13 protein-coding genes and 1 pseudogene are annotated in these 15556 nt (G+C 29.6%); 13 read left to right on the forward strand and 1 reads right to left on the reverse strand.

Features of this window, described 5'->3' with window-relative positions:
- The first annotated feature begins 257 nt into the window (after nucleotides 1–257).
- Nucleotides 258–866 carry a YitT family protein gene (locus C1715_RS05100; RefSeq protein WP_102399549.1) on the forward strand — a complete coding sequence of 203 codons (609 nt, stop codon included), beginning with the start codon at nucleotides 258–260 and terminating at the stop codon, nucleotides 864–866.
- A 358-nt stretch (nucleotides 867–1224) separates the two neighbouring features.
- Here the strand turns inward: C1715_RS05100 and C1715_RS05105 are convergent, their stop codons facing one another.
- Nucleotides 1225–1398 (reverse strand): hypothetical protein, encoded by a 174-nt coding sequence (locus tag C1715_RS05105; protein ID WP_242971894.1) that lies wholly within the window; start codon nucleotides 1396–1398, stop codon nucleotides 1225–1227.
- Between the two features lie 297 nt (nucleotides 1399–1695).
- Between C1715_RS05105 and C1715_RS05110 the strand changes: the two are divergent.
- From C1715_RS05110 to C1715_RS05165, 12 genes and pseudogenes are all read left to right on the forward strand, one after another.
- Nucleotides 1696–2113, forward strand: a pseudogene (locus C1715_RS05110) (arsenate reductase ArsC).
- Nucleotides 2114–2338: 225 nt separating this feature from the next.
- Nucleotides 2339–3355: a permease gene (locus C1715_RS05115; RefSeq protein WP_102399550.1), complete on the forward strand. Its 1017-nt coding sequence runs from the start codon at nucleotides 2339–2341 to the stop codon at nucleotides 3353–3355.
- A gap of 27 nt (nucleotides 3356–3382) precedes the next feature.
- On the forward strand, nucleotides 3383–3610 hold the full coding sequence (locus C1715_RS05120; RefSeq protein WP_102399551.1) for a thioredoxin family protein: 228 nt from the start codon (nucleotides 3383–3385) through the stop codon (nucleotides 3608–3610).
- A 150-nt stretch (nucleotides 3611–3760) separates the two neighbouring features.
- Complete coding sequence (locus C1715_RS05125) at nucleotides 3761–4057, forward strand: ArsR/SmtB family transcription factor (RefSeq protein WP_102399552.1); 297 nt, start codon at nucleotides 3761–3763, stop codon at nucleotides 4055–4057.
- Nucleotides 4058–4206: 149 nt separating this feature from the next.
- A complete protein-coding gene (gene aroA / locus C1715_RS05130; RefSeq protein WP_102399553.1) occupies nucleotides 4207–5604 on the forward strand; it encodes a 3-phosphoshikimate 1-carboxyvinyltransferase in 1398 nt (465 codons plus the stop codon).
- Nucleotides 5582–6673 carry a chorismate synthase gene (gene aroC, locus C1715_RS05135; RefSeq protein WP_102399554.1) on the forward strand — a complete coding sequence of 364 codons (1092 nt, stop codon included), beginning with the start codon at nucleotides 5582–5584 and terminating at the stop codon, nucleotides 6671–6673. The genes aroA and aroC overlap by 23 nt, the downstream gene beginning before the upstream one ends.
- Nucleotides 6666–7139 carry an HAD family hydrolase gene (locus C1715_RS05140; protein ID WP_102399555.1) on the forward strand — a complete coding sequence of 158 codons (474 nt, stop codon included), beginning with the start codon at nucleotides 6666–6668 and terminating at the stop codon, nucleotides 7137–7139. The genes aroC and C1715_RS05140 overlap by 8 nt, the downstream gene beginning before the upstream one ends.
- Nucleotides 7140–7579: 440 nt before the next feature.
- Nucleotides 7580–9112 carry a relA/spoT family protein gene (locus C1715_RS05145; protein ID WP_102399556.1) on the forward strand — a complete coding sequence of 511 codons (1533 nt, stop codon included), beginning with the start codon at nucleotides 7580–7582 and terminating at the stop codon, nucleotides 9110–9112.
- A gap of 271 nt (nucleotides 9113–9383) precedes the next feature.
- Nucleotides 9384–11270 carry an anaerobic carbon-monoxide dehydrogenase catalytic subunit gene (cooS, locus tag C1715_RS05150; protein WP_102399557.1) on the forward strand — a complete coding sequence of 629 codons (1887 nt, stop codon included), beginning with the start codon at nucleotides 9384–9386 and terminating at the stop codon, nucleotides 11268–11270.
- Between the two features lie 35 nt (nucleotides 11271–11305).
- Entirely contained in the window at nucleotides 11306–11752 is a 447-nt protein-coding gene (locus tag C1715_RS05155) for a 4Fe-4S dicluster domain-containing protein (protein ID WP_102399558.1), read from the forward strand.
- A 1-nt stretch (nucleotide 11753) separates the two neighbouring features.
- On the forward strand, nucleotides 11754–12977 hold the full coding sequence (locus tag C1715_RS05160; protein WP_102399559.1) for an NAD(P)/FAD-dependent oxidoreductase: 1224 nt from the start codon (nucleotides 11754–11756) through the stop codon (nucleotides 12975–12977).
- 240 nt (nucleotides 12978–13217) lie between these two features.
- Nucleotides 13218–15275 carry a methyl-accepting chemotaxis protein gene (locus C1715_RS05165; RefSeq protein WP_102399560.1) on the forward strand — a complete coding sequence of 686 codons (2058 nt, stop codon included), beginning with the start codon at nucleotides 13218–13220 and terminating at the stop codon, nucleotides 15273–15275.
- Nucleotides 15276–15556: the final 281 nt, after the last annotated feature.

Raw genomic sequence — 15556 nt, forward strand, 5'->3', positions numbered from 1 at the left:
AATCACCTCTTATAATTAAATATTTGGTATGACATTCTTAAATTATAATATTCATTTACGTGTGCAGTTATAATAATATTTCCCTATTGAAATGGTAACCTGTAACTATGGGGCTAAACTCAGTGTACTCAACGGGTTTAGGTTGTTAAAAAACTACCACAATATAAGGGTAATTTATATACAACGTACAGCCTTGTAAAGGATAGTGTTAGTTATTATAATAAAAACTATGAAAGATGCAGAAAAGGAGAATGACCATGGAAAATCATATATCAAAAGACAAATCAGAAATCCTTAAGGATTATTTTTTAATAACTATAGGAGGGTTTTTAATGGCCCTTTCAGTAAATATGTTTTTAAAAAGATATACATTGGCTCCAGGAGGAATAACAGGATTTTCAGTAGTAATGAATAAGCTTCTTGGAATTCCAATAGATTTTGTTTATTTTGGAGTAAGCATACCACTTCTTATTTTAGGAATAAAGGTTTTGGGTAAGTCATTTGGTATAAAGACATTATATGTTACTGTTATAAGTCCATTGTTTATTAGGATAATTCCAGAGATAAATTTATTTGATAATATAATTCTATCAGCAATATTAGGAGGAATTCTTGTAGGTGCGGGAATTGGAATTGCATTGATTAGAAACTGTACAACAGGTGGAACTGATTTAGCAGCGGCCTTATTAAATAAAATGATTCCAAAAATAAAGATACCTATTTTTTTATTTATGCTGGATGGACTTGTAGTAATAAGCTCAGGAGTTGTAAGTCATGATTTTAAAAATGCTATTTACTCAATGCTATCTCTATTAGTAATAATAAAGATTATTGATTTTATGTTAAAGAAGTTTTCAAGAAAGTAGTTTTTTGGCATTAACGCACTTTATGGTAGAGGTGCGTTTTTATTTTTTTGACTTTTGTTTTTAGGCTTAGGAGTGAGAAATTTTTCTGTTATTACTAATTTGTTAAAGATATTTCTTCTATTTACATTATTAAAAAAATACATTAATGTTATAATTATACTAATAATTATTTTAGGGGGAATTTCAATGAGTAGTGCATTTATGTGGCTAATAATATTATTGTTAAGTACAATACTATATGTATTGGTAAATAAGGGGAAAAAGCTTAAAATCATTTTTTTTACTGATTGTATAACTATATTTGCCTTATTAGCTTTATTTATCACCCTTTGGTTTAATTTAAATAATGTTAATGAACCTAGATTTGTGACATTTTGGTCATGTACTTTTCAAGTAAAAGTGCAAGAGATTCTGTAGTAAAGGTACTTCCTTCTATTTTATTTGAATGATATAAGAACTCATGTCTAAGTTTATAGTAAATTGAGTTTTTTACATCCTTGGCTACTTTTATATTCTTTATAAATTTATCCAATTTAATCCACTCCCTATATTTATTATATATATTATATATCACTACACATAATACTTCCAACATTATTCAATAGTTATTCTTTACCATATTGTCTTATTAATTCAATGAATATTATTTTAGCATTACACTAAAATGTTATGTCAGTTTAACTTAAATAATAAAGTTGTGATATATAAAAAATATGGTATAGTATAGATGAAAAAAAACAAAAAATAGCATATGACCATAAGTGGATAAATCATATTTATGTAATAACATTAGAATTGATACAAATAATATAAGGGGAGATGATTTATTATGAAACCAAAAGTAGCTTTTATATGTGTTCACAATTCTTGCAGGTCTCAAATGGCAGAGGCATTAGGAAAGTTATTTGCTTCTGATGTTTTTGAGTCTTATTCTGCAGGTACAGAAACAAAGCCACAAATTAATCAAGACGCTGTAAGAATAATAAAAAAACTATATGATAATAGATATGAATGAAACTCAATTTTCAAAATTACTTGCGGACATACCATCAGTGGATATTGCTATAAAGATGGGATGTAATGTTGTTTGTCCATTTTTGCCAGCAAAGCATACAGAGGATTGGGGATTAGAAGATCCAACAGGTAAGAGTGATGAAGAGTTCATTAAAACGGCAAAAATTATTGAAGAAAAAATTAAAGATTTAGCAAATAGAATTAAAAATGATGAAATAAATCAGTGGCTATAGCATTGTTTGGATTAAATAAAAATATTATTATTAAAAATCAATAAAGTATTGACAGAAAACTAACTTAGAAGTATTATAACTATATAAGTATTTCGTTATATAGTTATGTAATTATATATTTATATAAATGGAATTTACGATTCAAATCAGAATTAAGAATTCTATATGAGTAGGTCTAAAAATATTATAAGGAGCATGTTTTTATGCTAAAAAGGAGGTTTTTTTATGGGAATAATAGGTCAAATATTTAGTTTTCTTAACGCTCAACTTTTGAAAATGACTTGGCTTTATGAACTTGTAAGATTGCTTGTGGAAAAAGTATTTGGATTGTCCATAAAAGAAAGATTAGGTGGCAGTGTACACTTTTTCATATATGATACTATAAAGATTTTCATATTGCTTTCAGTTTTAATATTTATTATATCCTATATCCAAAGTTATTTCCCACCAGAAAGAACAAAGAAAATATTGGGTAATATCAAAGGGATTAAAGGAAATATATTTGGAGCACTTTTGGGAACCATAACTCCATTTTGTAGCTGTTCAAGTATACCTATATTTATAGGCTTTACATCAGCAGGGCTTCCACTTGGAATAACTTTTTCATTTTTAATATCTTCACCATTAGTTGATTTAGGCTCACTTATGATACTTATGTCATTCTTTGGAGCTAAAATAGCCATAGCATACGTAGTGGTGGGGCTTGTACTGGCAGTTGTAGGTGGAACAATTATCGATAAATTAGGTATGGAAAAGTATATAGAAGGTTATGTAAGAGAAATAGAAAACGTAGATGCAGAAATAGTTGAACTAAGCAGAATGGAAAGAATATCTTATGCTAAAGGGCAAGTTTCAGATATAATTCATAAAGTTTGGCTATATGTTTTTATTGGAGTAGGTATTGGGGCTGCAATTCACAACTGGATACCACAATCTGTAATAGAAAATGTAATTGGAAGTAAGAATCCATTTGCAGTAATACTTGCTACAGTTGTTGGAATTCCAATGTATGCGGATATATTTGGAACCATTCCAATAGCAGAAGCGTTATTTGCTAAAGGTGTAGGCATAGGAACTATATTGTCATTCATGATGGCGGTAACAGCACTTTCACTACCATCAATGGTTATGCTTAGCAAAGTTGTAAAGCGTAAATTATTGTATGTGTTTGTAACAATAGTAGCTATAGGAATAATACTAATAGGATATTCATTTAATTTATACTCATATATTTTTATGTAAATAAATTATAATAAAGGTGGAAAGAATATGATAATTAAGGTTTTAGGTTCAGGATGTTGTAATTGCAAAAATTTAGAAGAGAATACAAGAAAGGCAGTGGAACAGTTAGGAATTGAAGCAACTATTGAAAAAGTAAAAGATATTAAGGAAATAATGTCTTATGGAGTAATGAAAACTCCTGCTCTTGTAGTGGATGGAAAGGTAAAAATAATGGGAAGAGTTCCATCAGCAGAGGAGATAAAAAAATATTTATAATTACAAAAGGGCCTATAAGGGCCCTTTTGGTTAATATTTATTTGTAACAAAATCTATATTGAAATGACATAGTAAGTGTCCTATACTGAATACAAAATAGAAAACTTAGTTTTATGTTTGTTTTTAAGGAGTTTAAAGGAGGAAATAGATTTGAATTTTGATGATTTTACAATAAATGTGCTTAAAGCTATGGCACATCCAGTTAGATATAAAATAATAAAATTTCTTTATGAAGGACCTAAATGTGTTTGCAAATTAAATGAAGAGTTTGAGTTTAGTCAAGCAAATCTTTCACAACACCTTAGAATTTTAAAGGACGCGGGAATACTAAAAAGTGAAAAGGTTGGGTTGGAGACACATTATAGTTTGTATAATGAGGATATAAAGGATATATTACAAAGTGTGGAAAAATACGTTCAAAAACTTTTAGATAGTGTAAAGAAGTAATAAATGATTAATTGAACTTTTGTAATTATAAAATCACGTTTTGAAATTTAAAAATATATTTGTATTTCCTTTATTCATCTGAAGTAGAGGTTGAAAATTATATGCCAAAGTTTAGGGAGTAAATAATGAGTTGGTAAAGGATGGATGCTATGTCTAGTGTTAAAATTATACCTAAGAAGTTAAAAGGAACTATAGAAATTCCACCTTCTAAAAGTATAGCTCATAGAGTTATAATAGCTGCAGGGCTGGCAGAAGGTGAAAGCATTATAGAAAATATAGAGTATTCCAAAGACATACTGGCTACCATAGATGGAATGAAAAGTTTTGGAGTTAAAATAGAAGATATAAGTAATGAAGTTGAAATAGAAGATATAAATAGTAGTGGGAAAAGAACCTTAAGGATAAATGGAATTAAAAATATAAAAATACAAAAGGAAATTATAGACTGCATAGAGTCTGGTTCCACTCTTAGATTTTTAATCCCCATAGCTTTGCTTCAAGGGGAGAAAAAAATTACTTTTATTGGAGAAGGAAAACTCCCAGAAAGACCTTTAGATGAGTACTACAGCATTTTTAATAAGCAAAATATATTTTACAAAAATGTTCAGGGAAAGCTTCCCTTAAAGGTAAAAGGAAGTCTAAGACCTGGAGTGTTTTACGTTAAAGGAAATATAAGTTCTCAGTTTATTACAGGGTTAATGTTTGCACTTCCATTGTTAAAGGAAGATTCAAAAATAATCATAACATCTAAGCTAGAATCCAAGTCTTATGTAGACTTGACCATAGATGTGTTAAAAAAGTTTGGTGTAGAAATAGAGAATAATAGGTACAAAGAATTTTATATAAAGGGAAATCAGAAATATAAAAGAAGAGAATATAAAGTTGAAGGTGACTTTTCCCAAGCTGCCTTTTGGCTTATAGGCGGCTTAATTGGTGAGGGCATTAAATGCAAAAATTTAGATATAAATTCTCTTCAAGGAGATAAAGAAATATTGAATATTATAAGAAAAATAGGTGGGAATTTAAATATAAATGAAGGCTCTATAGAGGTAATCTCAAAATTAATTAGGAAAAGAACGAAAGAAGCTAATAATGAAACTTCAAATGGAGAATGTCTAAAAGACGAAGAATTAATTAAAGATGAAGAATTGATTATAGATGTTTCACAAATTCCAGATTTAGTTCCTATTCTTGCAGTAGCTAGCACCTTCAGATATGGAGTTACCAAAATTATAAATGCTCACAGGGTTAGAATAAAAGAATGTGACAGATTGCATGCTATAGCTTGTGAATTAAATAAAATTGGAGGAAACATTCAGGAGCTTCAGGATGGCTTAGTTATAAATGGAGGCAGTAAATTAAAAGGCGGAGAAGTTGAAAGCTGGGACGATCATAGAATAGCTATGGCTTTAGGCATAGCATCTATCCTGTGTCAGGAGCCTTTGGTAATAAAAAATAGTGAAGTTGTGCGAAAATCCTATCCAGGTTTCTGGGAGGATTTTAAAAAATTAGGTGGTGATGTACTTGAGTGGAGTATGGGGGAATAAAATAAAGTATTCTATATTTGGAGAATCCCATGGAGAGGGAATTGGCATGGTTATAGATGGATTGAAGTCGGGTATAGAACTGGATTTGGACTTTATAAAAGGTGAAATGGCAAGAAGAGCTCCAGGAAAAGATAATCTGTCTACCACAAGAAAAGAAGGAGATAATTTTAAAATATTAAGTGGATTTTTTAATGGGAAAACCACAGGCACTCCTTTATGTGTATTTATAGAAAATACCAATAAAAGAAGCAATGACTATGATAAAATCAAAGAAATTATAAGGCCTTCTCATGCTGATTATACAGGGAAAATGAGATATAATGGTTTTAATGATTACAGAGGTGGAGGACATTTTTCTGGAAGACTTACAGCACCGCTTATGTTTGCTGGAGCTATAGCAAAGCAAATTCTCAAAAGGAAAAATATAATAATAGGAAGTCATATAAAAAGTATAAAACATATTGAAGATGATTATTTTAATGATGATAATTTAAATGAATCAACCATAGAATCTCTTTTAAATCAACAATTTCCTTTAATAAATATAAATAAAAAAGAAATTATGGAAGAAGAAATATTAAAGGCTAGAGAAGAAAAAGATTCTGTAGGTGGAGTAATAGAATGTGCTATTTTAAATGTTAAGCCTGGAGTTGGAAGTCCCTTTTTTAACTCTGTAGAAAGTACTATTTCACAGCTTTTATTTTCAGTTCCAGGGGTAAAGGGAGTTGAATTTGGATTAGGCTTTGAAATTACTAAGCTAAATGGATCGGAGGCTAATGACGAACTTTATATAGAAGAAGATATTATTAAGACTTATAGCAATAACAATGGGGGTATACTTGGGGGTATAACAAACGGTATGCCAATTGTATTTAGAGTAGCAATAAAACCAACTCCGTCCATAGGTAGGCCTCAAAGGACGGTAGATATATCTAAAATGGAAAATACCATTTTACAGATAGAAGGAAGACATGACCCATGTATTGTTAAAAGGGCTGTGCCAGTGATAGAGGCGGTGTCTGCCATGGCTATACTTGAGTTGATAGAAGAGGGGTATAATTATGATTAAATTAGACATACCAGGATATAAGAAATTAGAAATTAAAAATATAGTATTTGATTTTAATGGAACCATAGCAGAAGATGGAGTTTTGGTAGAGGGAATAAAAGAAAGAATTTGCAAATTAAAAGATTTGGGACTAGATATATATGTATTGACTGCAGATACTAATGGTTCTGTAGCACAACAATGCAGAAATCTTCCAGTTAATATAGAGATTTTTGCAAAGGGAGATGCACTAGAGGAAAAAAGGAATATAGTGGAGAGACTTGGAAAGGATAACACCATAGCTGTAGGCAATGGGAGAAATGATGCTGATATGTTTAAAAGCAGCATATTATCTATTGCAATAATAGGTAGCGAGGGATGTTATTCAAAAACATTACTAGAGGCAGACATAGTTGTAAATAGTCCATTAGATGCAGCGGAGCTTTTATTAAAGCCTAATAGAGTTAAAGCTACGTTGAGAATATAAAGCAACATATAAAACTAGGAAAATGAAATACTATGATTAACCCACAATAAGGTACAATGTAATGGAATTATGAAATTTCTCCTCCATGACTTGCATAAGAGCTTGGAACAATAAATTTAAATAGTTCCTTCGCTTCTTATGCAACTCATTCCAGAGAAATTTCATAATTCAAGCAATGTAATACTTATTGTGGGATAATCATAGATTAACTTGAAAATATAGATTTACAGGTGAAAGAGTAGTCCTATGGGATTACTCTTTTTACTATGCGTTTTCTGTGCATTCATAAATTATTAAAAAATATTTGTTATAATTAGATGAAATTTGGTTAGAAATTAGTAAATCTATATGTTGAATTTTAAAGTTATAATAATTCCATAAAAAATATTAAATTAGAATGTACTACCATATATACTATAGATATTTTAAGGAGTGATAAAATGGCGTTGCAGATGTTTGAATTTATAGATGAAGTTGTAGAGATTTTAGATACATGGAGAGATGATTTAGAAAATGTAGCAAATTATATAGAAAAATACTTAGAACAGATGATAGTAGATGATAGTGATGGATATTTAAATATAAGTTCAAGGGTGAAATCTTCATCAAGTTTAAAAGAAAAGATACTTAGAAACAATTATTATAAAAAATATAGCCATCCGGAAGAATTATTTGATAATCTATCAGATTTAATAGGAGTTAGAATTGAATGCAGGTTTATAGAAGATGAAAATAAAATGTATAAGCTCATAAAGAAAAGCTTTAATATGGTTCATGCGGATGGACTTTATTACAATGTTTCAAATCCTAATATAAGATTAGATTTAAGAGGAAAGCAACCTCAAACACAAAAAAATGGCTGTGAAATATATAGAATAGATGGTATATATGAAATTGGAAATAAAAAGATTAACTTTGAGCTTCAAATAAAATCATTGGTAGATATATTTTGGGGTGAAATAGAACATAAAATTATATATAAAAATTATAATTATATGTTAGCAGATAAGTTTATGAAAGAAATTATGGATTCTATAAGAAAAAATCTTTCAATGATAGATAATCAGCTTCTTATACTATATAATCAGTTTAATAAAGCAAATTCTGTAGATGCTGCTGTTCGGAAACATCAAATGGAAATGATGCTTTCTAAAATAATTTATGATATTTTCTCATCTAAAATAAAAAATGATATTGGTTTTATAATGGATTTTAGAAAATCCTGCGATATAATAATGGAATATATATTTAGAACAAATAATGCTGAACATTTAGATGATTACAATAAAACATTACTAAAAACACTAAATAGGTTAAATGATATTAGCAAAGATGAAACAGAGTTTGATAGCAAAATTACTTTTGAGAGGGATATAGAATTTAGAGATGAATTTTCAAGTATACTAGGAGAGGCTATATTAAGTAATATAAATTCTGATTTTAACTGGAATTTATTTTTTAGAATGTTATTCCAAATTGAATTAGGAAACAATGCAGAAGATTTTGAGACCTTTATAAATTTCCTCAAAGATAGGTTTGGAAATAAGAAGATGTTTATGAAGTTATACAATTCTTTTAAAGAAGAAGAGGCTGATAATATAAGACAAAGAGTGATTATGGAAATAGCAAGTAGTTTTAAAGAAATAAATTCTATAGAATTTATATATGAAGAAAAAATAGAGAACGTAAATAAAATAACAACGTATATGGTAAAAGTAATATGTAAAAATATAAACTCCTATGAGCAATGGGAAAAAACAGAAGAAGTATTTATGAAACTTTTAAGATTGAAGATATTTGGTGAATTTGGTTATGAAATAGAAATAAAAGATATTTGGAGATTAATCGATAAATTTAAAGAATGCTGCAATAATATAAAAGCAAGTAAAGAACTTTTAAGTTATGTAAATGAATTGGAAAAGTCTAGTGAAATAAAAAAAGAAGAAGTTCTAAATGTTATTCAATCATTATAAAATGTATATTGTAAAGCTTAAATAAGAATTAATAAAATTTATAGTCAACAATAATAATTATTATTTTATAATTATTATTGTTGACATTTTTATTGTAAAGTAGTATATTAAAACTGTACTAAATAAGTATACATTAAAATTACTTAATAAGATTAATAAAATTAAAAACGAATCTAATGAGAAGGTAAATATAAATTATTGTATGACTAATAAAACTTTTAATTAAAACAATATTATACCAAAAAGGTTTAAATTATAAGGAGGGTATGTTATGTCATCATGTGGAAATTGTAAAACTTGTGCATCAGCAGATAAGGTATTGGAAGGATTTATATCAAAAATGGATTTGGAGACTTCACACCACAGGGTAGAAACTCAAAAAATTAAGTGTGGATTTGGACAACAAGGAGTTTGCTGTAGATTATGTGCTAATGGACCTTGTAGGGTTACACCGAAAGCACCAAGAGGAGTGTGTGGAGCCAATGCAGACACTATAGTAGCTAGAAACTTTTTAAGAGCAGTGGCAGCTGGAGCTGGATGTTATCTTCATATAGTAGAAAACACTGCAAGAAATTTAAAAGCTTTAGGTGAATCTAAAGGAAAAATAAAAGGAGAAGCAGCCTTAAATAGATTAGCTGAAATGTTCCAGATAAATGAAAATGACATGCATAAAAAAGCTATTTTGGTTGGAGAAGCAGTTTTAAGAGATTTATACAAGCCAAGATATGAAAAAATGGAGATAGTAGAAAAGATGGCTTATAAACCAAGGTTTCAAAACTGGAAGAAGCTTAACATACTTCCTGGAGGAGCAAAATCAGAGGTATTCGATGCAGTAGTAAAGACTTCTACAAACTTAAACAGCGACCCAGTAGAAATGCTTTTACATTGTTTAAACTTAGGCATATCTACTGGACTTTATGGGCTTACACTTACTAATCTTTTAAATGATGTTATGCTTGGAGAGCCAGTTATAAGACCGGCCAAGGTTGGATTTAAGGTGATAGATAAGGATTATATAAATATAATGATAACAGGTCATCAACACTCAATAATATCTCATCTTCAAGATAGATTAATAGAAGAAGATGTGGTGGAGATGGCTAAAAAAGTAGGAGCTAAGGGCTTTAGATTAGTAGGATGTACTTGTGTAGGACAGGATTTACAGTTAAGAGGAGAACATTACAAAGAAGTATTCTCAGGTCATGCAGGAAATAATTTTACTAGTGAAGCATTAATAGCTACTGGTGCCATAGATGTTGTAGTGTCAGAGTTTAATTGTACACTTCCAGGTATTGAGCCTATATGTGAAGAGCTAAAGGTTAAAAATATTTGTTTGGATGATGTAGCTAAGAAAGCTAATGCAGAATATGTAGAGTATTCCTTTGAAGAAAGAGAGAAAATCAGCGAATATATCATAGAAGAATCTATGAAAAGTTATAAAGAAAGATGTGGAAAAGTTAAAATAAATATACCAATGAATCATGGATGCGATGATGTTATAACAGGGGTAAGTGAGATTTCTCTTAAAAATTTCTTAGGTGGAACATGGAAGCCACTACTAGACTTAATAGCCTCTGGCAAAATCAAGGGGGTAGCTGGAGTAGTTGGATGTTCTAACTTAACAGCCATGGGGCATGATGTGTTTACAGTAGAGCTAACTAAGGAACTTATAAAGAGAGATATTATAGTGCTTTCAGCAGGATGTTCTAGCGGAGGACTTGAAAATGTAGGACTTATGTCACCATCAGCTTCAAAACTTGCTGGAGATAATTTGAGAGAAGTATGTGAAAGTTTAGGAATTCCACCAGTTTTGAATTTTGGGCCATGTCTTGCTATAGGAAGACTTGAAATTGTAGCTACAGAGCTTGCTAAGGAATTAAGAATAGACATTCCACAGCTTCCATTAGTATTATCAGCACCACAGTGGTTAGAAGAACAAGCTTTAGCAGATGGAGCTTTTGGTTTAGCACTTGGCTTGCCACTACATCTTGCTATATCACCATTTATAGGAGGAAGTAAGGTAGTAACTAAGGTATTAACAGAAGATCTTAAAGAATTAACAGGAGGACAATTAATCATAGAGGATGATGTTAAAGCAGCTGCAGATAAATTAGAAGCTATAGTTATTGATAGAAGAAAAAAATTAGGGCTTAAATAAATTACTGTATTTATATAGGTCAGGGGGAAGTATTTATGAGAAGGATAATGATAAATAAGGATTTGTGTGAAGGGTGTCTAAATTGTGTTCTTGCTTGTATGGCAGAACATAATTTAGAAGATAAATCCATAGTAAAATTAGATCTTGAAAATACAGAAAGTGAAAGCAGAAATCATATAGAAATAGATATGTATGGTAAAAAAGCTCCAATATTTTGTAGACATTGTGATAACCCAGAGTGTGTAAATACATGTACTACTGGAGCAATGACAAAAGACCCTGAAACAGGAATAGTTTCTTACAATGAGGATAAATGTGCATCTTGCTTTATGTGTGTTATGAGTTGTCCTTATGGAGTTCTAAAGCCAAGTAATAATGATAAAAAACTTATAATAAAATGTGATTTATGTAGTGAAAGGGAAACACCTAGATGTGTTGAAAATTGTCCTACTGGAGCTATTTATATAGAGGAGGTTCAGTAGTATGAAGTATGTAATAATAGGAGCTAGTGCAGCTGCACTTTCTGCAGCTAAAACTTTGAGGGAACTGGATAAATATAGTCAAATAGTTATACTATCTAAAGATCAAAATATTTATTCCAGATGTTTACTTCATCATTATATAGGTGGAGAGCGAAGTTTAGAAGAGTTATCTTTTGTAGATAAAGATTTTATGGAAAGATATAACATAAGATGGATGAAAGGAATTAATGCTAAAAATATAGATATAAAGAACAAGTGTGTAGAATTACAAGGATGGTATAAAGAGTTTTATGACAAACTTTTGATAGCTTCAGGCTCTTATGCAGCTATTCCTCCTATTAAAAACTTAAAGGAAGGAAAAGGCGTTTATACCTTAAGAGATATAGAAGATGCAAAAGCTATAAAGGAGCAGTCAAAAAATATAAGAAAAGCCTTAGTAATAGGGGCAGGACTTGTGGGAATAGATGCCACCATGGGTTTAATAGAAAATGGTGTAGAGGTAGAACTAGTGGAAATGGGCGAGAGGATTCTTCCTTTGCAGTTAGATAAAAGAGCAGCTAAAACTTATGAAGATTTATTAAGGAGCCATAATGTTAGAATTTCAACAGGTATAGGGGTTGGAGAAGCAATACTAAATAGAGAGGGTAGTATAAAGGGAGCTAAACTTACTAATGGAGAGGAAATAGAATGTGACATAATAGTTGTAGCAGCAGGAGTAAGACCTAATGTAGACTTTATAAATAGTGAGGAAATAAAGATAGAAAGAGGTATAGTTATAAATAACAGATGTGAAACATCAGTAAAAGATATATATTCAGCTGGAGATGTTACTTTTACAGCACCTATTTGGCCAATAGCTGTTAAACAGGGAAAGGTTGCAGCTTATAATATGGCAGGTGAAGAAAAATATTTAGAAGATAATTTTGGATTAAAGAATTCTATGAGCTTTTTCAGTGTGCCTACAGTATCTTTAGGAATGGTAGAACCAGAAGATAGTAGTTATATGGTAGAGGTAGTTGATAAAAATCATTTATACAAAAAAATCATACACAAAGACGGGATAATATATGGTGCAATATTTCAAGGTGATATTTCATATTGTGGAGTATTTACAGAGCTAATAAAAAATAAGATAAATATTAGTAGCATAAAAAAGGATATATTTGAACTAAATTTTTCGGATTTTTTCCATATTAAGGATAATGGTGAATTTACCTATAATTAATAATTGTGATAAATAATGTACAACAAATAGTAAATAATCAATAAAAAATAATATAATCCATGATAGTAGGCTATCTCAAAGTAGTAATATTTGAGATAGCTTTTTTTATATAAATTTAAATAAACTAGATAAAAAGTAATAAAATTTGGAATTTACGCTAATGAAAAAGGTCAAATTTACGATATTATTAGAGATTAATAAAAATTAATAGAATATATAATCTAATTTTAGGAGGAAAAGATGAATAAACAGGGTATATTAGGAAAAGTATTAGCTATTATTTTACCATTAGTTGTGGTATCTATGGCTACAATAACTGCTGTTAGTTACATAAGTAGTAAGAAAATAATAAATGCACAAATAAAAGAAAGCATGACAAATAATTTAAATAGTAAGGTGGAGAGTACTGAAAAAATACTATTGAAACATGCTAAAATTCCTGAAATGTTGGCAAAAAGTGTAGAAACATCACATAAAATATATAAAAAAGGTGAATATGAAGAAATATTAAAAAAGGTTGCTGGCTCAAATAAGGAAACTTATGGTAGCGGAATATGGTTTGAACCTTATAAGTTTGATGCTAAAATAAAAAGCTTTGGACCTTATGCATATAAGGAAAGTGAACAAACAGTATATACTGATGATTACAATAATGACCAATATGATTATTTTAATCAAGAATGGTATAAAAACGCGTTAAATACTTCAGAAAAAATAGTCTGGTCACCAGCATATTATGATGAGGTAAGTAAAGTTGCAATGGTGACAACATCAGCTCCTTTTTTAGATAAAGATAAAAAGCCTTTAGGAGTAACTACTGCGGATATAGATATAAGTGTTATACAGAACATGATTGGAAATATAAAAATAGGTAAGACTGGAAGAGCACTTCTTATAGAGAGCAGTGGAACATATATTGCAGGTGTAGATGAGAGCAAAATACTAAAAACTAAGATTCAAGAAGAAAAAAATAGCAGTTTGGCTAAAGTCAGTAAGAATATATTATCCTCTAAAAATGGTGAAGAATATTTTGAAAAAGATGGTGAAAAGTATAGAATATACTATAAATCAATTCCAACTACTAACTGGATAATAGGAATATATATGGCGGAAAGCGAACTTTACGCTCCTGTAAAGAGCCTTCTTATTAGATCTATAATAATAATGATAATTGCAGGAATAGTGACATTACTATGTATATATTTAGTTATAAACAAAATAGTAAATTCTATAAAAAAAGCAGTAAATCATTTAGATGTAATTTCTAATGGTAATTTAACTATGGATGTGCCAGAAGAATTTTTAAATCTTAAAGATGAAATAGGACAAATAGCTAATGCTCTTTCTAAAATGCAAACATCTTTGAGGGAATTGATTTTGGGTGTGAAAAATGTAGCAGAAAACATAAGTAATGAATCAGAAAGCTTATCAAATATATCAGAGGGCATGTCATCAGCATCAACTAATGTTTCTGTAGCTATACAGGATGTGGCTAAGGGAACAGGCAACCAAGCGGAGGATTTAATAAAGATAACAGGTAATCTTAGTGACTTTGATCACTTACTTAGTAAAACTATTGAAGCTATAAAAGATATAAATAATATTTCAAAGAAAATAAACTTTTTAGCAAAAGATAGTAATGATGCAATGGAAGAATATGTTGCTATAACCGAGAAGTTTGAAAAGTCTTTTGAAGAGTTAGCAGAGTATATAGAAGGATTTTCTAAGAGCGTAAAGGACATAAATGAAATAACAAATCTTATAAATAATATATCTGATCAAACTAATCTTTTAGCGCTAAATGCTGCTATAGAAGCTGCAAGAGCAGGAGAAAAAGGTCAAGGGTTTGCAGTGGTAGCAGAAGAAATAAGAAAACTTGCTGAACAAAGCAAAAATTCAGCAGGAGAAATAAATGTTAGAATAGATGATATACTTAAAAAGACAGATACAGTTTCAGAAATGACATCTACTATGGATAAAGACATAGAAACTCAAATAGGTATATTGAGTAAAACATTAAGCGCCTTTAAAAATATAATGAATGGAATAGAAGAAGTTATGCCTAAAATACAAGGTGTAAATGATATGACTGGTGAAGTAAATAGTAAAAAAGATGATATACTGCAAAAGGTAGAAGGAGTATCATCTGTAGCGGAAGAGGTTTCTGCATCCTCAGAGGAGATAGCTGCTGCGGCAGAGGAAATGAACGCATCTTCAGAAGAGGTATCCGCGACAGCTAATGTATTAAATAATATGACAAAAGATATGGTTAATTCTGTGAATAAATTTAAACTATAGATAAAAGTCATTAAATCAGTGTAATATACTTGCCCTTTTGTTTATATAAATAAAACTAGTGTAGATATAAGTACCAATTCAATGTAATGTACCTCAAAGGTTAGTTTTGTTTAATCTTTGAGGCATTGTATTGTTGGTATTTTTTTATGAATTTTTGCACATGAAATCCTAATTTTAACTCCAATAATTAGATATAAGGTTAGCTGAAAATGGTAAAGGGTATAAAACAATAGGTATAGAGGTATAGAAATTTAAAATAGAAAATTTAATATATATTTAAA

The organism is Haloimpatiens massiliensis (assembly GCF_900184255.1).
Lineage (GTDB): Bacteria > Bacillota > Clostridia > Clostridiales > Clostridiaceae > Haloimpatiens > Haloimpatiens massiliensis.

Bases quoted from the DNA above. Each gene is read 5' to 3' on its own strand.
- C1715_RS05100 (WP_102399549.1), top strand. From the start codon at position 258: ATGGAAAATCATATATCAAAAGACAAATCAGAAATCCTTAAGGATTAT.
- C1715_RS05115 (WP_102399550.1), top strand. From the start codon at position 2,339: ATGGGAATAATAGGTCAAATATTTAGTTTTCTTAACGCTCAACTTTTG.
- C1715_RS05120 (WP_102399551.1), top strand. From the start codon at position 3,383: ATGATAATTAAGGTTTTAGGTTCAGGATGTTGTAATTGCAAAAATTTA.
- aroA (WP_102399553.1), top strand. From the start codon at position 4,207: ATGTCTAGTGTTAAAATTATACCTAAGAAGTTAAAAGGAACTATAGAA.
- C1715_RS05140 (WP_102399555.1), top strand. From the start codon at position 6,666: ATGATTAAATTAGACATACCAGGATATAAGAAATTAGAAATTAAAAAT.
- C1715_RS05145 (WP_102399556.1), top strand. From the start codon at position 7,580: ATGGCGTTGCAGATGTTTGAATTTATAGATGAAGTTGTAGAGATTTTA.
- cooS (WP_102399557.1), top strand. From the start codon at position 9,384: ATGTCATCATGTGGAAATTGTAAAACTTGTGCATCAGCAGATAAGGTA.
- C1715_RS05155 (WP_102399558.1), top strand. From the start codon at position 11,306: ATGAGAAGGATAATGATAAATAAGGATTTGTGTGAAGGGTGTCTAAAT.
- C1715_RS05160 (WP_102399559.1), top strand. From the start codon at position 11,754: ATGAAGTATGTAATAATAGGAGCTAGTGCAGCTGCACTTTCTGCAGCT.
- C1715_RS05165 (WP_102399560.1), top strand. From the start codon at position 13,218: ATGAATAAACAGGGTATATTAGGAAAAGTATTAGCTATTATTTTACCA.